The organism is Streptomyces sp. AF1A, from assembly GCF_047340315.1.
In the GTDB taxonomy this organism is placed as follows: Bacteria; Actinomycetota; Actinomycetes; order Streptomycetales; family Streptomycetaceae; genus Streptomyces.
Genome location: NZ_JBLEBI010000061.1, coordinates 1 through 25179, shown reverse-complemented (window position 1 = coordinate 25179; position 25179 = coordinate 1). Strand labels below are relative to the sequence as shown.

The window sequence follows — 25179 nt, the reverse complement described above, 5'->3', positions numbered from 1 at the left end:
CTCATGCCCCAGTCGGAAGCGGGCCGGAGCGCCACGGCGCCCCGGGTGCTCGCGGTCATCCCCGCGCGCGGCGGCTCCAAGGGCGTACCGGCGAAGAACCTCGCCCCCGTCGGAGGCGTCCCGCTGGTGACGCGCGCCGTGCGCGAGTGCCGGGCGGCCCGGCTCGTCACCGGCGTCGTCGTGTCCACCGACGACCAGGCCATCGCCGCCGCCGCGCGGGAGGCCGGCGCCGAGGTCGTGCTGCGGCCCGCCGCCATCGCCGGGGACTCGGCCACCTCGGAGGCCGCGGTCCTGCACGCCATGGACACCTACGAGGCGCTGCACGCGGCGGCGGTCGACGTGGTGCTGCTCGTGCAGTGCACCAGTCCGTTCCTCGCCCGCGAGGACGTCGACGGTGTCGCGTCGGCCGTGGCCGAGGACGGTGCCGACACCGCGCTGACGGTCGCGCCGTTCCACGGTTTCGTCTGGCGCGAGGCGGCGGACGAGCCGGAGGGCGCCTTCGGCGTCAACCACGACAAGTCCTGCCGCCCCCGCCGCCAGGACCGCCCCCAGGACCTGCTGGAGACCGGCGCCGCCTACGCGATGGACGCGGCCGGCTTCCGCAGGCACCGGCACCGCTTCTTCGGCCGCACCCAACCGGTCCGCACCGACCCCGCGCGCGTCCTGGAGATCGACGACCCGCACGACCTGGCCCGGGCGCGCGCCCTCGCCCCCCTCTTCGCCGCGGACCAGCCCCACTCCCGGCTGCGCCCGAGCGGGGGGACCCCCGCCGGTTCGCTGCCCACCTACGACGACATCGACGCCGTCGTCCTCGACTTCGACGGCACCCAGACCGACGACCGAGTACTGATCGACTCCGACGGAAGGGAGTTCGTCTCCGTGCACCGCGGCGACGGACTCGGCATCGCGGCCCTGCGCAGGAGCGGCCTGAAGATGCTGATCCTGTCCACGGAACAGAACCCCGTGGTCGCCGCCCGTGCCCGGAAGCTGAGGCTTCCCGTGCTCCACGGCATCGACCGCAAGGACCTCGCGCTCAAGCAGTGGTGCGAGGAGCAGGGCATCGCGCCGGAGCGCGTGCTCTACGCCGGCAACGACGTCAACGACCTGCCGTGCTTCACCCTCGTCGGCTGGCCCGTGGCGGTCGCGAGCGCCCACGACGTCGTACGCGGCGCCGCACGCGCGGTCACCACCGCCCCCGGCGGCGACGGCGCTATCCGAGAGATCGCCGGCTGGATCCTCGGCCCCTCTCTCGATTCCCTCCCCAAGTAAGGACATCTCCCTGATGAGCACCAACTCCCGTCTGCGTACGTTCGGTTCCCGCAAGGTCGGCCCCGGCGAGCCCGTCTACATCTGCGGCGAGATCGGCATCAACCACAACGGTGAGCTGGAGAACGCGTTCAAGCTGATCGACGTGGCCGCCGAGGCCGGCTGCGACGCGGTCAAGTTCCAGAAGCGCACCCCGGAGATCTGCACCCCCCGCGACCAGTGGGACATCGAGCGCGACACCCCCTGGGGCCGGATGACCTACATCGACTACCGCCACCGCGTGGAATTCGGCGAGGACGAGTACCGGCAGATCGACGCGTACTGCACGGAGAAGGGGATCGACTGGTTCGCCTCCCCGTGGGACACCGAGGCCGTCGCGTTCCTGGAGAAGTTCGACGTCCCCGCCCACAAGGTGGCTTCCGCCTCCCTGACGGACGACGAACTGCTCCGCGCCCTGCGCGCGACGGGCCGCTCGGTCATCCTCTCCACCGGCATGTCGACGCCGAGGCAGATCCGCCACGCCGTCGAGGTCCTCGGCTCGGACAACATCCTCATGTGCCACGCCACCTCCACCTACCCGGCGAAGGCCGAGGAGCTGAACCTCCGCGTGATCAACACGCTGGAGAAGGAGTACCCGAACGTCCCGATCGGCTACTCCGGCCACGAGACCGGCCTGCAGACCACCCTCGCCGCGGTCGCGCTCGGGGCGGCCTTCGTCGAGCGCCACATCACCCTCGACCGCGCCATGTGGGGCTCCGACCAGGCCGCCTCCGTCGAGCCCCAGGGCCTCACGCGCCTGGTGCGCGACATCCGCACCATCGAGGCCTCCCTCGGCGACGGCGTCAAGAAGGTCTACGACTCCGAGCTGGCCCCGATGAAGAAGCTGCGCCGCGTCACCGGTGTCGTGGCCGAGGCGGAGATCGCCGCGGCGGCCGGCGAGCCGGTCACGGTCTGACCCCGGGCCGGTTCGAACCCCTCACGACGGGACGGTCGTACGCCGATGAGCCCCCGCGCCGGTCACGCCGGCCACCCTCCCCGCACGCTCGCCTTCGTGGAGAGCCCCGTCCAGCTGCTGAACGTGCTGGAGTGGGCGCACCTGCGCGGACTGGGCGGCGCGGACCCGGACCCGCTGCCGTCCGTGCCCGCGCAGGTGCGGCGGACGGTGCCCGGCGAGCCGCGGCCGGCCGGCGCGCGGCTCACGGTCGTCGTCCTGTCCCCGACCGACCCCATGACCCGGGGCCAGCTGCGCCGCATGGCGGACCTGGCCCGGGACGAGGGGTACCGGGTGCGGTGGGAGGAGGCCCGGGGCGGCCCGAGCGCGCCGTTCGCGACCCTCGGGGGCCTGGCGGGCGCGCTGCGGCGGGCCGACCGCGTCGTCGTGGGAGACCCGTTCTCCCGCTATGTGCAACTGCTGCTGACCATCACCCGGGCGAAGGACCTGGTCGTGGTCGACGACGGCACCGCGACGATGGAGTTCGTCGCCCAGCTGGCCCGCGGCGAGCGCCTGGTCCGCTGGCACCGCAAGGGCGGCCGGCCCGGGGCCAGGGACCTGCTGTTCGCACCGGTGTCCTCCTCCGCCCGCCGCCGGCTGACGCCGAGCGCGCGCCGCCGGGTGGAGGTGTTCTCCTCCATGCCGGTGACCGAGACGCCGGACGGCGTAACGGTCGGCGCCAACGACTTCGCCTGGACCCGCGCCCGCTTCGGGCCCCCGCGCATCACCAGGGGCGCGGACATCGTGGGCACGTCCCTGGTCGAGACGGGGGTGGTGGACGGGGAGCGCTACCTGGAGGCCGTCCGCACCCTGGCCAAGGCGCACGGGGTCACCCGCTACTTCGCCCACCGCCGCGAGAGCGCGGAGAAACTGCATCGCCTCGCCGCCGAGACCGGCCTGGAGATCGTCCGCCCGGACCTGCCCCTGGAGCTGATCGCCCGGCGCGGTCCCATCGGCCGTACGATCCTCAGCTTCCCGTCCACGGTCGTCCACACCCTGCCGCTGGCCCTGGTGGGCACGGGGGTGCGGGTCGCCGTCTGCGACATCGACCCCGCCTGGCTGACGGAGCACGCCTCCCCGCGCGCCCAGGGCTTCCTGTCCGGCGTGACGCGGACGGCACGCGACGTGCACCGGCTGACGGCGGTCGCGGTCGCGCCGGCGTAGGGCCCGCGTCCCGCCCCGCGCCCCGCCCCGCCGGGTGCAGTGCCTGCTGGCTGGCGGGTGCGCCCGGGGCCGCGTCTCCTGATCGGGCCGGCTCCCTGAGGACGGACGCGACCGGCTCCGGCCCCGCCCCGCGCAGCAACGCCGTGACCTGTTCGGGCGTACGCGAGGAGTAGTCCAGGGCGATCTCGTGGCCGAAGCGCTCGGTCAGATGCAGCGGGCCGGCGTCCGTGCCGGACTGGAAGGTGAGGAGGACATGGCCGCCCGGCAGCGGCGTGCGGGGGAACTCGGCGAACGCCGCCGGCAGGCGGTCGCCGGGCACGTGGTTGGTGGAGCAGAGGGCGAGGATGCCGCCCAGAGAGGTGCCGTCCGGCAACAGGGGTGTCATCGGCCCGGCAGGGGGTGAGAAGGGCCACTCGGGAAGCGGGCCGTGCCGTCCTTGGCGATCGTGTCGCAGGAGATCCGGGTCGTCTGCGCGACGCCCTCGGGCAGGTCGGTGGGCAGGTCGGTCGCGCGTGCGGACCCCAGCCGGACCCGAGCGGCGCCGTCGTCCGGTTCGTGGACATGGCGAGCGTGACTCGGGCGAGCCGTGGTATCCGTGGAAGGAGAAAAACAGAAGTTTTTACCCATCGAAGTCCGCCGCCATGCGTCCGCCGGTCAGATTTTCTTCCCCTAACGGGCTGAACTTTTGTTGATCGTGGGGTAGTTGATCAGTCGGGCGTTCTACCCTTCAGAGGGTGAAGCAATTGATGTCCCTAGAGTCCGAGGCCGGCCTCCCGGGGGATGTGCTCCCCGGCGTGCTGAGCGAGTCCCTGCACGCCGAACTCGTCGCCTTCCGCCGTGACCTGCACATGCACCCCGAGCTGGGCAATCAGGAGTTCCGCACCACCGCCGCGATCAAGGAGCGGCTGGAGAAGGCTGGGCTGCGGCCCCGCGTACTCGCCACCGGAACCGGACTCGTGTGCGACATCGGGGTCACGGAGGGTGAGCGGCCGTCCGTCCCGATGCTGGCTCTGCGCGCGGACATCGACGCCCTGCCCATCCCGGACACCAAGACGGACTGCCCGTACCGGTCGACGGTGCCCGACCGCGCCCACGCCTGCGGCCACGACGTGCACACCACCGTCGTCCTCGGCGCCGGCCTGGTCCTCGCCGACCTGCACGCCAAGGGACTGCTGCCCCGCCCGGTGCGGCTGCTGTTCCAGCCCGCCGAGGAGGTGCTGCCCGGCGGGGCGCTCGCGGCCATCAGCGACGGGGTGCTCGACGGGGTCGGCCGGATCCTCGCCGTGCACTGCGACCCCAAGGTGGACGCGGGCAGGATCGGGCTGCGGCACGGGCCGATCACCAGCGCGTGCGACCGGCTGGAGATCGCCCTCGACGGGCCCGGCGGGCACACCGCCCGGCCCCACCTGACCACCGACCTGGTCACCGCCGCGGCCCGGGTCGCCGTCGACGTGCCCGCGCTGGTCGGGCGCCGCGTCGACACCCGCGCGGGGCTGGCCGTCACCTGGGGCCGGATCGAGTCCGGTCACGCGCCCAACGTGATCCCGCAGCACGCCGAGCTGTCCGGGACCGTGCGCTGCCTGGACCTGGAGGCCTGGCGCAGCGCGCCCGACATCGTGCACGCGGCCGTCGACGAGATCGCCACCCTGCACCGGGCCAAGTCGGAGATCAACTACGTCCGCGGGGTGCCGCCCGTCGTGAACGACCGGGAGTCCACCGATCTGCTGCGCCGGGCCATGGTCGCCCGGCGTGGCATGAAGTCCGTGGAGAGCACCGAGCAGAGCCTCGGCGGCGAGGACTTCTCCTGGTATCTGGAGGAGGTCCCCGGCGCGATGGCCCGCCTGGGCGTGCGACGCCCCGGCGAGCGCACGGTGCGCGACCTGCACCAGGGCGACTTCGACGCCGACGAGCACGCGATCACGGTCGGGGTGGAGATGTTCACGGCGGCGGCCTGCCTGGACGTGGCGGCCTCGCTGGAGACCTGAGCCGTCCGGCCCATGAGCCGGGCCGCCCGGTGTGACACCGGACGGCCCGGCTCATGGGCTTCAGGCGCGGGACGCCTGACGCATGCTGATCGGAGGGGCATGTCCGTCTCGATCTCCATCGGGTGCTCGCGGTGGAAAGGAGCCCGTTCCGCCGTTCCCGCAACGCCCTCGTCAGCCATTCGTTCACGCAGTGCGACAGCGTCGTGAGGGCGGGCGAGATCCCGAGTTCAGATGCCGTTTGCCTCGAATCGATAACGGCTTCGAGAGAGGGTTTTTTGCGACATCTACGCGCGTTACGATGCCGCGAAGCCGACGCCGCCGGGGCGTCTCGGCTCGAGCGCCGACACGGTGCTCACATCAAGCGCCTACATGGCGCTCAGGTCAGGTGAAGGAGCCTTCCCGTGCGCCGGGTAGCCAAGTTCTCCGCTGCGTGTATAGCGACCGCAGCGCTCGCCGTTACTGCCACCGCCTGTGGCAGTACGTCCTCCGACAACACCTCTTCGTCGCCCTCCTCCTCCGGTGGCGGCGGCAAGGGCATCAAGATCGGTCTCGCCTACGACGTCGGCGGCCGCGGTGACCGGTCGTTCAACGACTCCGCCGCGCGCGGTGCCGACAAGGCCGAGCAGGAGTTCGGCGGCTCGATCAAGGAGCTGACCGCGAAGACCTCGGACACCCCCGCGGACCGGGTCCAGCGTCTCACGGACCTGGCCCAGGCCGGCTACAACCCGATCGTCGCGGTCGGCTACACCTACGCGCCCGCCGTGCAGCAGGTGGCCAAGCAGTTCCCGAAGACCTCGTTCGGCCTCATCGACTCCGTGGTGAAGGGCGACAACGTCAACAGCATCACCTTCACGGAGGAGGAAGGCTCCTACCTCGCTGGTGTGGCCGCCGCGCTGAAGACGAAGAAGGACCACGTCGGCTTCATCGGCGGTGTCGACAGCCCGCTGATCAAGAAGTTCGAGGCGGGCTACGTCCAGGGCGTGCACGACACCAACGCCAAGGTGAAGGTCGACGTCCAGTACCTGAGCCACGGCGCGGACACCTCCGGCTTCTCCAGCCCGGACAAGGGCCAGCAGGCCGCGCAGGGCATGCTGGACAACGGCGCTGACGTGATCTACTCGGCCGCAGGCTCCTCCGGCAACGGCGCGATCGAGGCCGTCAACGGCAAGAAGGGCGCCTGGGCCATCGGCGTCGACTCCGACCAGTACAACATCCCGGGTCTGGCGAAGTACAAGAACTCGATCCTGACCTCGATGGTCAAGAACGTCGACGTCGGCGTCTACGACTTCATCAAGTCCGTCCACGACGGCAAGCCGCTGACGGGCAACAACATCTACTCGCTGGCCAAGGGCGGCGTCTCGCTCGCCACCAGCGGCGGATTCATCAAGGACATCCAGCCCAAGCTGGACGCCGCGAAGAAGAAGATCGTCGACGGCCAGATCAAGGTCAAGACGACCCCGTGACCCGATCGGTCGGGCCGGTCCGCCGACCAGGCGGCCCGGCCCGACCGCCGGACTCAAGGCTCGGCGCGGGGCGCTCCTGCAGCCCCTGCCGAGCCATAACAATGTGTCAACTCTACGCGTGTAGCGCGGAGTTGCCGCGCTAGCGTCGCCGACGCCTGCCCTCCCCTTACGCAGCCCCTTTCCCCGAGGAGAGTGCGCCATCAACGCGTCCAGCCCTCCCGCTGCCGTCGAACTGCGCGGCATCACCAAGCGCTTCCCCGGCGTCGTGGCCAACCGCGACATCGACATCACGGTCCGCACGGGCACCGTCCACGCCCTGTGCGGTGAGAACGGCGCCGGCAAGTCCACCCTGATGAAGATCCTCTACGGCATGCAGCAGCCGGACGAGGGCACCATCACGGTCAACGGCGAACAGGTCGTGCTGCACAGCCCCGGCGACGCCATCGCCCGCGGCATCGGCATGGTGCACCAGCACTTCATGCTCGCCGACAACCTCACCGTCCTGGAGAACGTGGTCCTCGGCGCGGAGAAGCTGCACGGCATCGGCGGCAAGGCCCGCGCGAAGATCAAGGAGATCTCCGACGCGTACGGCCTGAACGTCCGCCCCGACGCCCTCGTGGAGGACCTCGGTGTCGCCGACCGCCAGCGCGTGGAGATCCTCAAGGTTCTCTACCGCGGGGCCAAGACCCTCATCCTCGACGAGCCCACGGCCGTGCTCGTGCCCCAGGAGGTCGACGCCCTCTTCGACAACCTGCGCGAGCTGAAATCCGAGGGCCTCACGGTCATCTTCATCTCCCACAAGCTGGGCGAGGTGCTGTCCGTCGCCGACGAGATCACCGTCATCCGGCGCGGCACGACGGTCGGCACGGCCGTGCCGGCCACCACCACCCCCAAGCAGCTCGCCGAGATGATGGTCGGCAGCGAACTGCCCACCCCGGAGACCGCGGAGTCCACCGTCACGGACGTCCCGATGCTCCAGGTCGAAGGACTGCACCTGGCGCAGACCGACCTCGACGGCATCGAGCGGATCATCCTCGACGAGGTGTCCTTCACCATCCACAAGGGCGAGGTCCTCGGCATCGCCGGCGTGGAGGGCAACGGCCAGTCGGAACTCGTCGAGGCGATCATCGGCATGCGGCGCCCGGACGCCGGCGTCGTCACGCTCGACGGTGCCGACATCTCCCAGGCCGCCACCCGCGAACGCCGCGAGGCCGGCATCGGCTACATCCCCGAGGACCGGCACCGCCACGGCCTGCTCCTCGAGGCACCGCTGTGGGAGAACCGCATGCTCGGCCACGTCACCGAGCGGCCCAACTCGCGCGGCGGGCTGCTCGACCTGAAGGCGGCCCGCGCCGACACCGAGCGGATCGTCCAGGCGTACGACGTCCGCACCCCCGGCATCGACGTCACCGCGGCCTCGCTCTCCGGCGGCAACCAGCAGAAGCTGATCGTCGGCCGCGAGATGAGCCACCACCCCAAGCTGCTGATCGCCGCCCACCCCACCCGCGGAGTGGACGTCGGCGCGCAGGCGGCCATCTGGGACTACATCAGGCAGGCCCGCCGCGAGGGCCTGGCTGTGCTGCTGATCTCCGCCGACCTGGACGAGCTGATCGGCCTCTCCGACACCCTGCGGGTGATGTACCGCGGCCGCCTGGTCGCCGACGCCGACCCCGCCACGATCACCCCCGAGGAGCTGGGCTCCGCCATGACGGGTGCGGCCACCGGCCACCTGGAGCACGCGGAGGACGACGAGCGATGAACAAGCTGACCTCACGGATCGACAAGGAGCGGCTGTTCCTCGGCATCGCCGCGCCGCTGCTGGCGATCGTCGCCGCGATCGTCGTCACCGCCCTGGTGATCCTCTCGACCGGCAAGAACCCCGGTCCCGCCTTCAACGACATGCTGACCTACGGCTTCGCCAGCGACAGCCAGGTCTACATCCTCAACAAGGCGACCACGTACTACCTCGCGGGCGTCTCGGTGGCCATCGGCTTCCGGATGAACCTGTTCAACATCGGTGTCGACGGCCAGTACCGGCTCGCCGCGTTCTTCGCGGCCGTCCTCGGCGGGGCGCTGACCCTGCCCGGGTGGCTGTCCATCATCCTGATCCTGCTGTGCGCCATGGCGACCGGCGCGGTGTGGGCCGCCATCGCCGGCATCCTCAAGGTGACCCGCGGTGTCAGCGAGGTCATCTCGACGATCATGCTCAATTCGATCGCCACCGCGATCATCGCCTACCTGCTCCAGCCCGGAAAGCTGGCCCACCTCTATCAGGGCGGCACGGTCGTCGCCACCAAGCCGCTGCCGTCGGCGTCGCACTTCTTCAGCATCAACACCGGCCCGGCCGGCGTGCTGTGGGGCTTCATCTTCGTTGCCGCCGCCGTCGGCATCGCCTACTGGTTCGTGCTCGGCCGCACCCGGTTCGGCTACGACCTGCGCACCGTCGGCCAGTCCGAGAGCGCGGCCGCAGCGAGCGGTGTGTCGGTGAAGAAGATGGTCGCCACCAGCATGATCATCTCGGGTGCGGTGGCCGGTCTGATCGGCATGCCGACCCTGCTCAACGACAGCTACCAGTTCAGCAGCGACTTCCCGACGGGCATCGGTTTCACCGGCATCGCGATCGCGCTGCTCGGCCGCAACAACCCGGTCGGCATCGCGCTCGGCGCCCTGCTCTGGGGCTTCCTGGAGCGCACCACGAACCACCTGGAGTTCCAGGGCTACGACAAGGAGATCCTCGGCGTGATCCAGGGCGTCATCGTCCTGTGCGTCGTGATCGCCTACGAGGTCGTACGCCGGTACGGCCTGAAGCGCCAGCAGCAGCGGGTCGGCGCGGAACTCGCCGCCCAGGCCGCCGCTCCGACGAGGAAGCAGGAGGTGGCGTGATGACTGCCACGATGACCGACGCGCCGCCGCCCGCGGCGCCCAAGGCCGGCTCCGCGCCCAAGCGCTCCGGCCGCTCCTGGGGCCAGATCCTGCTGCTCGTCGCGGGCGCGCTGCTGCTCCTGGCCGCGGTGCGCGTGATCACCGGTTCGCAGGATCTCGACTCCGCCGGCCAGGTCAGCGCCGCCATCGGCCTCGCCGTGCCGATCGGTCTCGCCGGTCTCGCCGGTCTGTGGTCCGAGCGGTCCGGCGTGGTCAACATCGGCCTCGAGGGCATGATGATTCTCGGCACCTTCGGCGCGGGCTGGGCAGGCTGGCAGACCAGCCCCTGGCTCGGCCTGCTGTGCGGCATCGGCTTCGGTGTCCTCGGCGGCCTGCTGCACGCCGTCGCCACCGTCACCTTCGGCGTCGACCACATCGTCTCCGGTGTCGCGATCAACCTGCTCGCGCTGGGCGCCACCCAGTACCTCGCGAAGCTGTTCTTCAACAGCGGCGCGGCGGCGAACGCGGGCGGCAACCCCAAGCAGTCCCCGCCGGCCGACTCCCTGCCCAACTTCGACGTGCCGGGCCTCTCGGACGCCCTGCAGTCCGTCGAGAACCACCACTGGTTCCTGATCTCCGACATCGCCGGCATCCTCGGCGGGCTGGTGACCAACCTGTCCGTGGTGACGATCCTGGCCGCGGTGCTGTTCGTCGCCAGCTGGTGGATCCTGTGGCGCACCCCGTTCGGCCTGCGGCTGCGCTCCTGCGGCGAGAACCCCACCGCGGCGGAGTCGCTCGGCGTCAACGTCTACAGCTACAAGTACGCGGCCGTGGCCGTCTCGGGCGGCCTCGCCGGTCTCGGCGGCGCCTTCCTCGCGCTGGTCACCTCGCACACCTACCTGGAGAACCAGACCGGCGGCCGCGGCTACATCGGTCTCGCGGCGATGATCTTCGGCAACTGGCGTCCGGGCGGCCTCGCGATGGGCGCGGGCCTGTTCGGCTACTCCGACGCCCTCCAGCTGCGCAACGGCGGTACGACCGTGCACGCGCTGCTGCTCCTGCTGGTGATCCTGCTCGTGGCCCTCGCCGGCTGGAAGCTGTACCGCACGCGACTCTGGCAGGGCGCGATCAGCCTGGTCGTGGCCGCGCTCGTCCTGGTCTGGTATCTGTTCACCGACGAGGTCCCCAGCGACTTCGTGGGCGCCACCCCGTACGTCGTCACGCTGCTGGTGCTGTCGCTGTCCGCGCAGCGCCTGCGGATGCCGAAGGCGGACGGCATGCGGTACCGGAAGGGCCAGGGCAAGTGATGCAGGAAGCCGCCGAGTCCCACTGGGAGGCGCTGCGCGCCGAGGCGCGGGAGGCCATGTCCCACGCCTACGCCCCCTACTCCGGGTATCCGGTGGGCGCGGCGGCCCTGGTCGACGACGGTCGCGTCGTCACCGGCTGCAACGTCGAGAACGCCTCCTACGGGCTCGGCCTGTGCGCCGAGTGCGGACTCGTCTCCCAGCTGCAGCGCACGGGCGGCGGCCGCCTGACGCACTTCACCTGCGTGGACGGCGAGGGCGCCCTGCTGGTGCCGTGCGGCCGCTGCCGCCAACTGCTCTACGAGTTCGGCGGCCCCGAGCTGCTGCTGGACACGCCCGCGGGCGTCCTCCCGCTCTCCGAGATGCTGCCCCAGGCCTTCGGCCCGGACCATCTCTACTCGTAACGCCCGTACGGCCCCCCTGACCCGTTCGCAGGGGGGCCGTGCACTTCGCACCCCCGGAAGGAAGCCACCAGCCATGGCCATGGACGCCGTCTCCGTGATCCGCACCAAGCGGGACCGCGGCGAGCTGACCGACGAGCAGATCGACTGGATCGTCGACGCGTACACCCGCGGCGAGGTCGCCGACGAGCAGATGTCCGCGCTCGCCATGGCGATCCTGCTCAACGGGATGAACCGCCGCGAGATCGCCCGCTGGACGGCGGCCATGATCGCCTCCGGCGAGCGCATGGACTTCTCGGCGCTGTCCCGCCCGACCGCGGACAAGCACTCCACGGGCGGCGTCGGCGACAAGATCACCCTGCCGCTGGCCCCACTGGTGGCGGCCTGCGGTGCGGCCGTCCCGCAGCTGTCCGGGCGGGGCCTCGGCCACACCGGTGGCACCCTGGACAAGCTGGAGTCGATCCCCGGCTGGCGCGCGCTGCTGTCGAACGAGGAGATGCTGAACGTCCTCGACGGCGTCGGCGCGGTGATCTGCGCGGCGGGCGACGGCCTGGCCCCGGCGGACAAGAAGCTGTACGCGCTGCGCGACGTCACCGGCACGGTCGAGGCGATCCCGCTGATCGCGTCCTCGATCATGTCGAAGAAGATCGCGGAGGGCACCGGCAGCCTGGTGCTGGACGTGAAGGTCGGCACGGGCGCCTTCATGAAGACGCTCGAGGACGCGCGTGAGCTGGCGACGACGATGGTCGGCCTCGGCACGGACCACGGCGTGCGGACGGTGGCCCTCCTGACGGACATGTCGACCCCGCTCGGCCTGACCGCGGGCAACGCCCTGGAGGTCCGCGAGTCGGTCGAGGTCCTGGCGGGCGGTGGCCCCGCGGACGTGGTCGAGCTGACGCTGGCCCTGGCCCGCGAGATGCTCGACGCGGCCGGTCTCAAGGACGCCGACCCGGCGAAGGCCCTGGCCGACGGCTCGGCGATGGACGTCTGGCGCCGCATGATCGCCGCGCAGGGCGGCGACCCCGACGCGCCGCTGCCCACGTCCCGCGAGCAGCACGTGGTCACGGCCCCGTCCTCCGGCGTCCTCACCCGCCTGGACGCCTACGACATCGGCATCGCCGCCTGGCGCCTGGGCGCCGGCCGCGCCCGCAAGGAGGACCCGGTGCAGGCGGCCGCGGGCGTCGAGCTGCACGCCAAGCCGGGCGACACCGTCCGGGAGGGCCAGCCCCTGCTCACCCTGCACACCGACACGCCCGAGCGCTTCGAGTACGCGCTCCAGGCGGTCGAGGGCTCGTACGACATCACAGCGCCGGGCACGGCCTTCACACCGTCGCCGGTGGTGCTGGAACGTATCGCCTGAGCAGGGGATTTCTCCTTCGCGTGAACGGGACCGGCGGACCGCCGCCGGTCCCGTTCGGCACATCCTCAGCGCGGTGAAGTACGGCGATTCCATCAAGCTGCCGGCGCCCTTCGACCTGACCATCGACACCGCGGAGTTCCCGGCCGGCTGACCCGGCGTCACCCCAGCAGTGCCGCCACTCCCACCAGCACCGGCACGGACACGACCGTCGACAGCAGGATCGACTCGCGGGCGAGGGACTCGGCCACGCGGTAGCGGCAGGCGTAGGTGAAGAGGTTCTGGGCGGCCGGGAGGGCGGAGGTGACCACCACGTCCAGGAGGGGTGCGCCGTGCAGGCCGAAGACGGACGCCGCCAGCGCCCAGGCCACCAGCGGCTGGCCCAGCGATTTCAGGGCCACCGAGAGCAGGACGAGGTGCCGGTCCCGGCCCCGGCCGGGGGCCGCGCTGCCGTGCAGGGAGATGCCGAAGGCCAGCAGGGCGGCCGGGACGGACATGTTGCCGATGAGGGTGAGCGGGTCCATGACGGGGCCGGGGATCGTCCAGCCCGCCGCCGACACCACCACGCCCGACAGCGAGCCCACCGCGATCGGGTTCCGCAGCGGAGTCAGCAGCCGCCGCCACACCGAGCTTTTTTCCCCCATGCCGGACAGGTCCAGGACCGTCAGGGCGACCGGGGTGACGAGCACGACCTGGAACAGCAGCACCGGCGCCACGAGGGACGCGTCACCCAGGACGTACGCGGCGATCGGGATGCCGAGGTTGCCCGAGTTGACGTAACCCGAGCACAGCGCGCCGATGGTCGTACGGCCCACGCCCCAGCGCCGTACGGTGCCGATCACCGCGAACACCCCCGAGACCGCGGCCGTGCTCAGCGCCGTCACCGCGAGGCGGCCGGAGAACAGCACGGACAGGTCGGCGCGCGCGAGGGTCGTGAAGAGGAGCGCGGGACCGGCCACCGTGAAGGCCAGGCGGGTCAGCACCTCACCGCCCTGCGCGCCGAGCGTCCCGCGCCGCCCGAGCACATAGCCCACCCCGATGACGACTGCGATCACCGCGAACCCGCTCAGCACCCCCGTCACAGCGCCAACCCTCCGGTGCGGGAGGGGAACCGGTCAACGTGATGATCGCCTCGGCCGGGGTGCCCACCGCCGCGATGAGTTCCGCGCGGCCCGCCGGTCTACCGCACGTGAACGCCAACGAACCCGCCGTGCTCGTGCTGCGCGGCCCCGCCGGACGCGCCGAGATCGCGGGGCTCTGTGCCGAGGTGCGGGCGCTGCTGGACGGCGGCCGGGCCGGCGTCGTCGTCTGCGACGTGGGCGGGCTCGGGCCGCCGGGACTGGCGACGGTGGAGCTGCTGGCCCGGCTGGAGCTGGCCGCCCGCCGGGCCGGTGGGCAGATCCGGCTGCGGGACCCCGACCCCGCGCTATTCGCCCTGCTCGACCTCGTCGGCCTCCGGTTCCAGGTGGAGGGGCAGACCGAAGAGCGGGAACCAGCGCCGGGTGTCGAGGAAGCAGTGGAAACCGGCGATCCGGCCGTCTGACAGCTCCAGCACCTGCACGGCCCACGGGCTGAACCCGCCCTTGTCCGGGTCCGGCTTGTAGTGCGCGAAGCCCGGCAGGCCGTTGGCCCGCACCGGCAGCAGCCGGGAGCCGGCGCAGGAGGCGCCGAGGGTGGTCATGAAGCCGGTGATGTCGGCCGGCCCGCGCAGCCACAGGTCGAACGGCGGCATCGTCATGACGGCGTCCTCGTGGAGCAGCGCCGTCAGTGCCTCCATGTCGTAGCCCTCGAAGGCCTTCACGTACCGCTCGAGCAGCTTCTGCTGCTCCTCGTCCAGCGGGTCGGACACCGCGCCCTCGGCGCCCGCGTCCCCCCGCTCGGCGAGCGTGGCCCGCGCCCGCTGCAACGCGCTGTTCACCGAGGCGACCGAGGTGTTCAGCAGCTCCGCCACCTCGCTCGCCCGCCAGGCCAGCACCTCGCGCAGGATCAGCACCGCCCGCTGCTTGGGCGGCAGCTGCTGCAGGGCCGCCATGAAGGCAAGGCGGATCGACTCCTTCGCGACCGCCGCCTCCGCCGGGTCGCCGGCCGACGGCAGCACGCGGGCGTCCGGCATCGGCTCCAGCCAGGTGTTGTCCGGGCGCGGGGACAGCGCCGCCTGCGCGAGCGGGGTCGACTCCGTGAGGTCCATCGGCCGCGCCCGCTTGTTGCCCGCCGTCAGCATGTCCAGGCACACGTTCGTCGCGATCCGGTACAGCCATGAGCGCAGGGAGGAACGGCCCTCGAACTTGTCGTGGCTCCGCCAGGCCCGGACCAGGGTGTCCTGTACCGCGTCCTCCGCCTCGAAGGAGGAACCGAGCATCCGGTAGCAGTAGCCGGTCAGTTCGGTCCGGTGCTTCTCCAGTGCGACGTCGAGATCCGCCGTCGCCGTGCTGTCGCCCATCGTCCACCCACCCCCTGTGGCCGTCCCGTTCGCGCGCCGTCGCGCTCCAGCACTTCGGAAGCTACCGCAGCCCACTGACAATGACCCTCGGAGCGCGAAAAAGCCCAGCTCGGATCGGTTGCTTTCGAGCGTGAAAGCCTCCGGCGGGCGCGCGGCCCCTCCGTGCGTGCACATGGGGCGCGGGGGTCCGTACGCGTGTGTATGGGGCGCGGGGCTGGGGCCCGGATGCTTGTACGCGTCTACATGGGGTGCGGGGCTGGGGCCCGGATGTCTGTACGCGTGCACATGGGGGTGCTGGGCGTGGGCTCGCATGCTCGTACGCGTGCGCATGGGGGTGCGGGGTACGGGCCCGTATGCCCGTACCCCGCACACCCCGGCGGCGGAGGGCTCAGTGCGCCGCGACCGGCTCCCGGAGCGCCGCGACCCGGGCCGCACGGGATCCGAGGACGGTGATCGTGACGACGCCGAGGACCGCGAGGATGCCGACGCCGACCGTGCCGGCCCAGCCGTCCCCGTGGAAGGCCATCGCGCCGACCGTGCTGCCGACGCTGGAGCCGATGTAGTACGTGGACTGGTAGAGCGCCGAGGCCTGGGCGCGGCCGTGCGTGGCCGTCTTGCTGACCGCCGAGGAGGCGACCGCGTGCCCGGCGAAGAAGCCCGACGTGATCAGCACCAGGCCCAGCAGGACCAGCGGGAGCGAGTCGGCCAGGGAGAGCAGCAGGCCGGCCGCCGTGGTGCCGCCCGCCAGGTACAGCGCGCCGCGGCGGCCGAGCCGGCCCACCAGGCGGCCCGCCACGGACGCGGAGACCGTGCCGACCAGGTACACCAGGAAGATCGAGCCGGCGACGCCCTGCGGCAGCCCGAACGGCGCCTCGGTGAGCCGGTAGCCGATCACCGTGTACACGCCGCCGAAGACGGTCATGAACAGTGCGCCGATCGCGTACAGCCGGCGCAGCAGCGGATCGGAGAGGTGGTCGCGGACCGTGCCGAGCAGGACGCGGGGCCGCAGCGAGCCCGCCGTGAAGTGCTTCGGCGCCGGCAGCAGCAGCCGGAAGGCCACCGCGCAGCCCACCGCGATCACGCCGATCACGCCGACCGAGACCCGCCAGCCCCACTCCTGCGCCACCCAGCCGGTGATCACCCGGCCGCTCATGCCGCCGACGCTGTTGCCCGCGACGAACAGCCCGATCGCCGTGACCAGCGCCTTCGGCCGGACCTCCTCGGCCAGGTACGCCTGCGCCGAGGCGGGCAGGCCGGCCAGGGCCGCGCCCTGCACCGCCCGCAGCGCCACGAGCGCGCCGAGTGAGGGCGCGAACGGCACCAGCAGCCCGACGGTCACCGCCACCGTGAGCGAGGCCGTCATGACCGTACGGCGGCCGAAGCGCTCCGACAGGGCGCTCATCGGCAGCACGAACAGGGCCAGGCCGCCGGTCGCGGCCGACACGGTCCAGCTCGCCTCGCTCGCCGCGACGCCGAACTCGCCGGAGACCAGCGGCAGCAGGGCCTGCGTGGAGTACAGGAGGGCGAAGGTCGCCACTCCGGCGAGGAAGAGGGCGAGGCTCATCCGGCGATAGCCGGGGCCGCCCGGAGTCATACGGGAGTCGGCGGTGGGGGCGGGCGTTGCGGCGCCCACGGCGGTGGACGCCCCGATACTGGCGGGAGACATGCCTCGACCGTAGGGACGGTCCCGCTGATCCGTCCAATGCATGGAATCGCCATAATCGTTCCCATGGTGCATCAGCAGAGGTCACAGGCTCGCCTGTCACCGTCCAGTGACACAGAAGACATGGCGCTGTTGCTCGCGCCCCGCCTCGCGTACTTCGCCGGCGTGGCCCGTACCGAGCACGTCACGCGGGCCGCCCAGGAGATAAACGTCCCGCAGTCCACCCTCTCGCGCGCGATGGCCCGCCTGGAGGAGGACCTGGGCGTCGGCCTGTTCGCCCGGCGCGGCCGCACCGTCTCCCTCACCACGGCCGGCCGCACCTTTCTCGCCTCCGTCGAGCGCGCCCTCGCCGAGGTGGAGCGCGCCGCGGAGGAGGTCCGCGCGGACGCCGACCCGGCCACCGGCAAGGTCGCCTTCGGCTTCCTGCACACCATGGGCGCCGAGACCGTGCCCGGTCTGCTGCACGCCTTCCGCGCCGACCATCCGCGCGTCCGCTTCAGCCTGGTCCAGAACTACGGCGAGGCGATGCTGGAGCGCCTGCGCGCCGGCGAACTGGACCTGTGCCTGACGTCCCCGGTCCCGGACGCCCCGGATCTGGTCGCCCGCCGCCTCGACGAGCAGAAGCTCCGCCTGGTCGTGCCCGCCGACCACCCGCTCGCGGCCCGCCGCCGCATCCGCCTGGCGGAGGCCGCCGAGGAGACCTTCGTGACCCTGGAGCCGGGCTACGGCCTGCGCCGGATCACCGACGACCTGTGCCGTGAGGCCGGCTTCAAGCCCCGCGTCGCCTTCGAGGGCGAGGAGGCGGAGACCCTGCGCGGCCTGGTGGCGGCCGGCCTGGGCGTCGCCCTGCTGCCGCCGCCGACGGTCCCGAGGCCGGGGGTGGTGGAGCTGACGGTCACCGCCCCCAAAGCGGCGCGGGAGATCGGGGTCGCCTGGCTGGCCGGCCGCCCGGACACGCCCCCGGTGGCCGCCTTCAAGAGGTTCCTGCTCTCGCGGCGGGGCAGCCTGCTGCCCTGAGAGCCGCTCCGGAGCGCTACCGCCTCAGCGAGCTGCCGAACCCCGCGGCCAGCGGCATCCGCAGGCCGATCGGCGGCGGGGCGGCGAGCGCGTCCTGGACCGGCCGGGACACCGGATGCCCGAACAGCGCGCCCATCACGAAGTCCGAGGCCAGACAGAGCACTTCCTCGCGATACCCGTGCAGGCGATGACCGTCGGAGTGGACCTCGAACCGGCACACCTCCCGGTTGACCTTCTTCGCCCGGGCCGCCAGGCGGAACGACAACTCGGGATCGGTCCGCTCGTCCTTCGTGCCGTGCACGATCAGCACCCGCCGCCCCACCAGCTGCTTGACCGGCTCGGCGGGTGCGGCCACGTCCTCCTCCGGCAGCCAGGGGGCGAGCGCGACCGCGGAGTTGACGGCCTCGTGCCCGCCCGCCCGGAGCGCGGCCCGGCCTCCCATGCCCACCCCGACCAGGCACACGGGGACATCGCCGTAGCGTCGTACGACCTCGTCGGCGGCCCACTCCGCGTCCGCGGCCGGATGCGCCTCGCCGCCGTTCCAGCCGCGGTAGCGGTAGCGGACGGCATGGACGGCCAGCCCCTCGGCGCGGCCCGTACGGGCGAGCCGGCGGCCGAGCGAGCGAATGAAGGCCGTCGCCCGGACTGGGGACGGCCTGCGGGCGGAGAACTCCTCCCCGCCGGGGAGCAGCAGCACCGCTCCGCTGACCGCCGTCGGCTGCGGGCCGACTGCCTTTCCCAGCCCGGCCGTTCGGACCGGCGTCGCTTGCTGTCCCATGACAGAACAGTGTCAGACGGTGCGCTGCACGAAACCCGTACGGGCGGTCACCGTTGCGTATCGACGGAAGGCCCGCGCGCACCCTGCGGTGGCGGCCCGGCAAGAGGCGCGCTTTCTACGCGCGTAGGCGGTAGAGTGCGGCAATGACGAGCCAGACTGCACCGGCTGGGGGCGTGCCGGCGAACGCCCCGGCGCATGTGCCGACCGGGGACCAGATCCGCCGGTCGCCCAAGGTTCTGCTGCACGATCACCTCGACGGCGGGCTCCGCCCGGGCACCGTCGTCGAACTCGCCCGCGAGACCGGGTACGGGGAGCTTCCCGAGACCGACCCGGACAAGCTGGGCATCTGGTTCCGTGAGGCCGCCGACTCCGGCTCGCTGGAGCGGTACCTGGAGACCTTCCGGCACACCGTCGGCGTGATGCAGACCAGGCAGGCCCTGGTCCGGGTCGCCCGGGAGTGCGCCGAGGACCTCGCCGCGGACGGGGTCGTCTACGCCGAGGTGCGGTACGCGCCCGAGCAGCACCTGGAGAACGGGCTGAGCCTGGAGCAGGTGGTCGAGGCGGTCAACGAGGGCTTCCGGCAGGGCGAGCGGCTGGCCCGGGAGAACGGCAACCGGATCCGGGTCGGCGCTCTGCTGACCGCCATGCGGCACGCGGCCCGCTCCCTGGAGATCGCCGAACTCGCCAACCGCTACCGGGACTCGGGCGTGGTCGGCTTCGACATCGCCGGTGCCGAGGCCGGCTATCCGCCCACCCGGCACCTGGACGCGTTCGAGTACCTCAAGCGGGAGAACAACCACTTCACCATCCACGCCGGCGAGGCCTTCGGGCTGCCGTCGATCTGGCAGGCGCTGCAGTGGTGCGGCGCCGACCGGCTCGGGCACGGGGTGCGGATCATCGACGACATCGAGGTCCGCGACGACGGCTCGGTGGCACTCGGACGGCTGGCGTCCTACGTCCGGGACAAGCGGATCCCGCTGGAGCTGTGCCCCAGTTCGAACCTGCAGACCGGGGCCGCGCCCTCGTACGCTGAGCACCCGATCGGGCTGCTGCGCCGGCTCCACTTCCGGGTCACGGTGAACACCGACAACCGGCTGATGTCGCACACGAGCATGAGCCAGGAATTCGAGCATCTCGTCGAGGCGTTCGGGTACACGCTCGACGACCTGCAGTGGTTCTCCGTCAATGCGATGAAATCAGCGTTCATTCCTTTCGATGAACGGCTGGCGATGATCAATGACGTCATCAAGCCCGGATATGCGGAACTGAAATCCGAATGGCTGTTTAAGCAAACGGCCTCGACCAGCGGTTCTGTCGGTTCGGAGGGGTAGCCCGGGCCTCCTTCCGCACATGGAATGCGGACACGTTTTCACAGGGCGTCCGCATTTCGGTGTTTGCGGGGCGCAGCCCGGCGTGTTTACGGTCGTGGACCGCTCGGATCGTTCGCGATCTTCCGTCTCCGCATTCAAGGACGCACTCACCATGAAGCAGTCTGCCGCCAAGACCCTCGGTGTCGCCGCCCTCGGTGCCGCCTTCGCCGCCGTCGGCGCGGGCGCGGCCAACGCGGCCCCGGCCGTCCCGGACGCGACCCAGGCCACGCAGGCCCTGGACGGCGTCACCAAGACGCTGCCGGGGGCAGGCCAGGCGCTCGCCCAGGGGAAGGGTGCCGTGGGCGCCGGGGTGGCCGCCGCGCAGCCGGCCGTCCAGAACGCGCTGGCCAAGAGCCCGGCCGCGCCGGGCGCCCAGCTGCTCGGCGGGCTGCCGGTGCAGGGCACGGGCCGGCCCGGGCACGGTGTTGCGGTGAACGGCCTCCCGCTGCGCTGACGCCACCTCCCGTACGACGCCGCTGGGGCGCCTCGGAGCTGTCCGAGGCGCCCCAGCGGCGTGCGTGCACACGGATGGGGGGCGGCTGCCTTCGACGATACGGAGAGGAAGCGGACGAAGCGTCACTCTACGGAGCTATTCCGACCCTGGGAATCGTCGGGGTGCGGCCCTGAGACAGCTCCTCCTGGACGGGGACCGGCTGCGTCCCGGTGCGCTCCAGCCGCTCCAGCCGCCGCAGCCGGGCGCGGCCCACCGGCACGACGGCCAGGTGCGCCAGGATCACGCCCGCGGTGTTCAACAGCAGCGAGTCGATGTCCACGACCCGGCCGGGCACGCCGGTCTGCAGCAGCGCTATGCCGAGGGATATCAGCGCGCCCGCGGTGGCCGTACGGATCAGGGACGCGAACGGGGAGACGGTGAGCCGGCCGTGCGCCATCGGCAGCAGCACGCCCAGCGGGGCGAGCAGCGCCACGCCCTCCCCGAGCGGCTTGGCGGCGGCCGGCCAGCCCAGCGCCAGGTCCGCCCGGATACCGGCAAGCGGGCGCAGATTGGGGGGCGTCACCCAGGGCACGTCCAGCGGCCGCAGCATCAGCCAGGCGACGACGGCGAGATGTGCGACGAGGAGGACACCGCCTGTCACACGGATGCGGATCGCGGCGTTGCCGCCGCCGATGGAGCCTTGACGCTGCACGCCCCCCTAGACGCCTCCGCGCACACGATCGGTTCCGGATCGTGCACGCGGATGTGGCCGGAGTGCGCTGTGCGGCACGACGTACGCCGGTCGCGGCACTAGCCTTCCGCGACCTCGCTCGACGGCGGTGCCGTGGTGCCCGGATGGTTGCGGACGTCGTCCGTGCAGGCGTAGCGGCGCAGCGGGGCGGTGCGCGGGCCGCCCAGGATGACCGAGCCGTCGCCCTCGGTGGCGGCCGAGTCGGACAGGGTGCAGACCAGCTGGGCGAGGGCGTACCGGTTCAGGCGGTCCGGGGCGGTGTTCAGGCGCAGGGCGTCCTCGGGGTCCTTCGGGCCGGGCCCGGTGACGTCGACGCCGCCGGGGACGTGGGTCGTGTAGCCCGCGGAGCGCTCGGCGGCCGACGGGGCCGCGGCCAGCTGGTCCAGGAGTCCCTGGGCCACCATCACCCGGCGCCGGGCGTCCGGGGTGCCCTCCGGGACGCGCACCGTACGGTCGACGGTCACCAGGGAGGCCCCGCACAGCAGGAACACCTGCACGGGGACGCCCTGCGAGGTCTGCGTGGCGAGGTCGGGCCCGGCCAGCGAGCACGGCACCCGCGACGGCGCCGCGCCGAAGTCGGTCGGCACCTCCGTGGCCCGGATGCCGCAGCCGGTGAGCAGCGCGCCCAGGAGGGTCAGCGCCAGCAGGCGTCGTACGGTCATGACCCCTCCTTTCCTTGCGCGTCGTCGGTGTCCGACGTGCTGTTCTTCGCGCCGTCGTCCGCCTCCTCCGTCAACCGCGAGGCGTCTCGCGGCAGGCGCAGGGTGAACACCGCCCCGCCCTCGGGGGAGTTGGCGGCGGTGATCTCGCCGCCGTGGATGTGGGCGTTCTCCATGGCGATGGAGAGGCCGAGTCCGCTGCCCTCGGAGCGCGGGCGGGAGGCGCTCGCCTTGTAGAAGCGGTCGAAGACGTGGGGCAGGACGTCCTCGGGGATGCCGGGGCCGTGGTCGCGGACCCTGATCACCACGTCGTCGTCGGCCACGCGCACCGACACCCGCACCGGCGAGCCGCCGTGCTTGAGCGCGTTGCCGATCAGGTTGGCGAGTATGACGTCCAGGCGGCGCGGGTCCAGGCGGGCGTGGATGCCGCGCTCGGCGTCCAGCTCGACGGCGTCCAGCCAGGCGCGGGCGTCGATGCAGGCGGTGATCTGGTCCGCGATGTCGACGTCGTCCAGGACCAGCCGGGCGGTGCCCGCGTCGAAGCGGGTGACCTCCATCAGGTTCTCGACCAGGTCGTTGAGCCGGCGGGTCTCGCTGACCACCAGCCGCACCGCCGGCTCGATCATCGGATCGATGCCGCCCGCCTCCGACTCCAGCTCCTCCTCCAGCACCTCCGTCACGGCGGTGATGGCGGTCAGGGGCGTACGCAGCTCGTGGCTCATGTCGGCGACGAAGCGGCGCGAGGCGTCGTCCCGCGCGGCCATCTCCGCGACGCGCTTCTCCAGCGCCTCGGCCGCGTTGTTGAACGTCCGCGACAGATCCGCGAGTTCGTCCGTGCCCGAGACCCGCAGCCGGGTGTCCAGCCTGCCCTCGCCCAGCCGCCGTGCGGCCACACCCAGCCGGTGCACCGGCTTCAGCACGGTCGTGGCGGCGGCCTGCGCGAGGAGCGCGGCGCCGATCAGGGCCAGACCGGTGGCGATGCCGAGCGACCAGGCCAGCGAGTCGAGGTCCTTCGCCTCCGGCTCCAGGGACTTCGCCATGTAGCCGGTGGGGCCGCCGCCGATCACCCTCGTGCCCGCCACCAGATACGGCGTGCCGTGGTCCACGACCCGCTGCCAGTACAGGTGGTACGGCTCCTTGTTGGCGTCGGTGACCTTCTGCTGCTTGTTCACGGCCGCGCGCAGCGACTTCGGCACGTCCTCCAGCGAGAAGCCGTTGATACCGCCCGAGTTGCCGTACACCGTCTTGCCGCTGGTGTCCTGGCCGACCAGGAGCACGCTGAAGCTCTGGCTGCTCGTGGCCATCTGGCCCGCGGTGCGCTGGAGTTCGTCCTGGGTGGGATGGGCCGGCAGGGCGCCCGCGCGGTTCTGCATCTCCTGCCGGAAGTCGCGCAGCACCGCGTCCTGCGCGCGCGTGAGCACCGCCTCCCGGTTGAGCCAGTAGGCGATGCCCGACGCCGACACCGCGGCGGTGAGCGCGACCAGCCCGAAGACGACGACGAGCCGCAGCCTGAGGCTGGTGAACCTGAGCCGCGACAGACTTCCCCTGCGCCCCGCGGCCCAGCCGCGCAGCCCCCCTCGCGTATCGGTCACTGAGGGGCGTCCAGGCGGTAGCCGACACCACGGACCGTACGGATCAGGGTCGGGGACGACGGCACGTCCTCCACCTTGGCGCGCAGCCGCTGCACGCACGCGTCCACCAGGCGGGAGTCGCCCAGGTAGTCGTGCTCCCACACCAGCCGCAGCAACTGCTGCCGGGACAGCGCCTGCCCGGGCCGCCGGCTCAGTTCCAGCAGCAGCCTGAGCTCGGTGGGGGTCAGCTGCAGGTCCTCGCCGTTCTTCGTCACGGTCATCGCCGAGCGGTCGATGACCAGGTTGCCGAAGGTCGCCGAGTCGCTGGACTCGCGCTCGCCGCGCCGCAGCACGGCCCGGATCCGGGCGTCCAGCACCCGGCCCTGCACCGGCTTGACGACATAGTCGTCGGCGCCGGACTCCAGCCCGACCACCACGTCGATGTCGTCGCTGCGCGCGGTGAGCAGAATGATGGGCAACTGGTCCGTGCGCCGGATGCGCCGGCACACCTCGAACCCGTCGATGCCGGGCAGCATGACGTCCAGCACGATCAGGTCCGGCCGCTGCTCGCGCAGCAGCTTCAGACCGTCCTCGCCGCTGGCAGCGGTGGCCACCCGGTGTCCCTGGCGCGTCAGAGAGAGCTCCAGGGCCGTGCGGATGGCGTCGTCGTCCTCGATCAGCAACAGGGAAGGCACGCGCTCATTCTGGCCCATGGACGGGGTGTCGTACGACCTGTCGGCGCCATGCCCTCCTCACCGCCACCACCTGTGCACCTGATGTGACGGACCCGGACCCGGGCCCTGTGACACGTCTGTGACAGTCGGCGGACACGGCGATGAAGTCGCCCCGGCAGTCTTTTTTGCACACGGGCGACGGCGGCGGATCGCCGGCCGGCCCGGGCAGGGCCGAATGACCGGAAGTACACGACGGGGAGCGCGAGATGAACACGCTGCACAGCATCAGCACCAGCGCAGTGGTCACGCGTCTGCACGACGTGCACCGGGGGCCGGAGAAGTCCGGTGCGGACGCGGGTTCCTCCCGTTCGAGCGCGTTCGAACGTGGGGGAGCGCGGGGGTGCGCTCGCGGCACCGGGCGTCAGCACACCGCCTACATGACGGTGGTTGACGCGCACACGGGGGAGACGCACGGGGGAAGCGCGTACGGGGAGGACCCGGGGGAGCGCCGTTCGCTGACGGAGGCGGAGTTCACCGCCTACGTCCAGGAGCGCCGCGCCTCCCTGTACGCCACCGCCTACCACCTGACCGGCGACCGCTTCGAGGCCGAGGACCTGCTGCAGAGCGCGCTGTTCTCGACGTACAAGGCGTGGGACCGCATCAGCGACAAGGCGGCCGTCGGCGGATACCTCCGCCGCACCATGACGAACCTGCACATCAGCGCCTGGCGGCGCCGCAAGCTCAACGAGTACCCGACCGAGGAACTGCCGGAGACGGCCGGCGACACGGACGCGATGCGCGGCACCGAGCTGCGCGCGGTCCTGTGGCAGGCGCTGGCCCGGCTGCCCGAACTCCAGCGCACCATGCTGGTCCTGCGCTACTACGAGGGCCGTACGGACCCGGAGATCGCGGACATCCTCGGCATCAGTGTCGGCACGGTGAAGTCCAGCATCTGGCGGTCGCTGCGCCGGCTGCGCGACGACGAGGTCCTCAGCTTCGGCCGGGACGAGGAGAACGCCTTCGGCGAGCT

The 25179-nt window shown here is 72.0% G+C and carries 23 protein-coding genes; 15 read left to right on the top strand and 8 right to left on the bottom strand.

The features are described 5' to 3' along the window. The first annotated feature begins 3 nt into the window (after positions 1–3). The 10 genes from ACLU3S_RS18475 (at position 4) to ACLU3S_RS18430 (ending at position 12796) form a co-directional block, all read left to right on the top strand. Positions 4–1269, top strand: coding sequence for a cytidylyltransferase domain-containing protein (locus ACLU3S_RS18475; protein WP_413952988.1), 1266 nt, complete (start codon positions 4–6; stop codon positions 1267–1269). Positions 1270–1282: 13 nt separating this feature from the next. Next, complete coding sequence (locus ACLU3S_RS18470; protein WP_413952987.1) at positions 1283–2221, top strand: N-acetylneuraminate synthase family protein; 939 nt, start codon at positions 1283–1285, stop codon at positions 2219–2221. 45 nt (positions 2222–2266) lie between these two features. Continuing rightward, positions 2267–3421, top strand: coding sequence for a hypothetical protein (locus ACLU3S_RS18465; protein ID WP_413952986.1), 1155 nt, complete (start codon positions 2267–2269; stop codon positions 3419–3421). Positions 3422–4167: 746 nt separating this feature from the next. After that, positions 4168–5406, top strand: a complete 1239-nt coding sequence (locus ACLU3S_RS18460; protein ID WP_413952985.1) for an amidohydrolase — start codon at positions 4168–4170, stop codon at positions 5404–5406. A gap of 401 nt (positions 5407–5807) precedes the next feature. Next, positions 5808–6869, top strand: coding sequence for a BMP family lipoprotein (locus tag ACLU3S_RS18455; RefSeq protein WP_413952984.1), 1062 nt, complete (start codon positions 5808–5810; stop codon positions 6867–6869). A gap of 232 nt (positions 6870–7101) precedes the next feature. After that, complete coding sequence (locus ACLU3S_RS18450; RefSeq protein WP_413952999.1) at positions 7102–8628, top strand: ABC transporter ATP-binding protein; 1527 nt, start codon at positions 7102–7104, stop codon at positions 8626–8628. After that, positions 8625–9752: an ABC transporter permease gene (locus tag ACLU3S_RS18445; RefSeq protein WP_413952983.1), complete on the top strand. Its 1128-nt coding sequence runs from the start codon at positions 8625–8627 to the stop codon at positions 9750–9752. Before ACLU3S_RS18450 ends, ACLU3S_RS18445 begins: the two co-directional genes overlap by 4 nt. Next, entirely contained in the window at positions 9752–11038 is a 1287-nt protein-coding gene (locus ACLU3S_RS18440; RefSeq protein WP_413952982.1) for an ABC transporter permease, read from the top strand. The genes ACLU3S_RS18445 and ACLU3S_RS18440 overlap by 1 nt, the downstream gene beginning before the upstream one ends. Further along, positions 11038–11439 carry a cytidine deaminase gene (locus ACLU3S_RS18435; RefSeq protein WP_413952998.1) on the top strand — a complete coding sequence of 134 codons (402 nt, stop codon included), beginning with the start codon at positions 11038–11040 and terminating at the stop codon, positions 11437–11439. The genes ACLU3S_RS18440 and ACLU3S_RS18435 overlap by 1 nt, the downstream gene beginning before the upstream one ends. Positions 11440–11512: 73 nt before the next feature. Continuing rightward, positions 11513–12796, top strand: a complete 1284-nt coding sequence (locus ACLU3S_RS18430; RefSeq protein ID WP_413952981.1) for a thymidine phosphorylase — start codon at positions 11513–11515, stop codon at positions 12794–12796. Between the two features lie 158 nt (positions 12797–12954). Here ACLU3S_RS18430 and ACLU3S_RS18425 read toward each other — a convergent pair whose 3' ends face one another. Continuing rightward, entirely contained in the window at positions 12955–13875 is a 921-nt protein-coding gene (locus ACLU3S_RS18425) for an AEC family transporter (RefSeq protein ID WP_413952980.1), read from the bottom strand. A gap of 74 nt (positions 13876–13949) precedes the next feature. Between ACLU3S_RS18425 and ACLU3S_RS18420 the strand changes: the two genes are divergently transcribed. Next, positions 13950–14336: an STAS domain-containing protein gene (locus ACLU3S_RS18420; protein WP_413952997.1), complete on the top strand. Its 387-nt coding sequence runs from the start codon at positions 13950–13952 to the stop codon at positions 14334–14336. Here ACLU3S_RS18420 and ACLU3S_RS18415 read toward each other — a convergent pair. Together ACLU3S_RS18415 and ACLU3S_RS18410 are read right to left on the bottom strand one after the other, a co-directional pair. Next, positions 14220–15233: a sigma-70 family RNA polymerase sigma factor gene (locus ACLU3S_RS18415; RefSeq protein WP_413952979.1), complete on the bottom strand. Its 1014-nt coding sequence runs from the start codon at positions 15231–15233 to the stop codon at positions 14220–14222. The genes ACLU3S_RS18420 and ACLU3S_RS18415 overlap by 117 nt on opposite strands. 388 nt (positions 15234–15621) lie before the next feature. Next, entirely contained in the window at positions 15622–16899 is a 1278-nt protein-coding gene (locus ACLU3S_RS18410) for an MFS transporter (RefSeq protein WP_413952978.1), read from the bottom strand. A 63-nt stretch (positions 16900–16962) separates the two neighbouring features. Between ACLU3S_RS18410 and ACLU3S_RS18405 the strand changes: the two genes are divergently transcribed. Then, positions 16963–17913, top strand: coding sequence for a LysR substrate-binding domain-containing protein (locus tag ACLU3S_RS18405; RefSeq protein ID WP_413952977.1), 951 nt, complete (start codon positions 16963–16965; stop codon positions 17911–17913). A gap of 16 nt (positions 17914–17929) precedes the next feature. Here the strand turns inward: ACLU3S_RS18405 and ACLU3S_RS18400 are convergent, their stop codons facing one another. Then, on the bottom strand, positions 17930–18691 hold the full coding sequence (locus tag ACLU3S_RS18400; RefSeq protein WP_413952976.1) for an alpha/beta hydrolase: 762 nt from the start codon (positions 18689–18691) through the stop codon (positions 17930–17932). Positions 18692–18834: 143 nt separating this feature from the next. Between ACLU3S_RS18400 and ACLU3S_RS18395 the strand changes: the two genes are divergently transcribed. Both ACLU3S_RS18395 and ACLU3S_RS18390 read left to right on the top strand, forming a co-directional pair. Then, positions 18835–20022, top strand: coding sequence for an adenosine deaminase (locus tag ACLU3S_RS18395; protein ID WP_413952975.1), 1188 nt, complete (start codon positions 18835–18837; stop codon positions 20020–20022). 151 nt (positions 20023–20173) lie between these two features. Further along, the gene (locus ACLU3S_RS18390; protein ID WP_413952974.1) at positions 20174–20515 is read left to right on the top strand and encodes an ATP-binding protein; all 342 of its coding nucleotides are present in this window, start codon (positions 20174–20176) and stop codon (positions 20513–20515) included. A gap of 127 nt (positions 20516–20642) precedes the next feature. Here ACLU3S_RS18390 and ACLU3S_RS18385 read toward each other — a convergent pair whose 3' ends face one another. The 4 genes from ACLU3S_RS18385 to afsQ1 all read right to left on the bottom strand — a co-directional run bounded on the left by ACLU3S_RS18385 (position 20643) and on the right by afsQ1 (position 24170). Further along, positions 20643–21206 carry a VanZ family protein gene (locus ACLU3S_RS18385; protein ID WP_413952973.1) on the bottom strand — a complete coding sequence of 188 codons (564 nt, stop codon included), beginning with the start codon at positions 21204–21206 and terminating at the stop codon, positions 20643–20645. A gap of 98 nt (positions 21207–21304) precedes the next feature. Then, entirely contained in the window at positions 21305–21907 is a 603-nt protein-coding gene (locus tag ACLU3S_RS18380) for a hypothetical protein (protein ID WP_413952972.1), read from the bottom strand. Further along, on the bottom strand, positions 21904–23496 hold the full coding sequence (locus tag ACLU3S_RS18375; RefSeq protein ID WP_413952971.1) for an ATP-binding protein: 1593 nt from the start codon (positions 23494–23496) through the stop codon (positions 21904–21906). The genes ACLU3S_RS18380 and ACLU3S_RS18375 overlap by 4 nt, the downstream gene beginning before the upstream one ends. After that, entirely contained in the window at positions 23493–24170 is a 678-nt protein-coding gene (gene afsQ1 / locus ACLU3S_RS18370) for a two-component system response regulator AfsQ1 (protein ID WP_106980762.1), read from the bottom strand. Before afsQ1 ends, ACLU3S_RS18375 begins: the two co-directional genes overlap by 4 nt. 245 nt (positions 24171–24415) lie before the next feature. Between afsQ1 and ACLU3S_RS18365 the strand changes: the two genes are divergently transcribed. Then, a partial coding sequence (locus tag ACLU3S_RS18365; RefSeq protein ID WP_413952970.1) for a SigE family RNA polymerase sigma factor occupies positions 24416–25179 on the top strand: 764 nt, incomplete at its 3' end.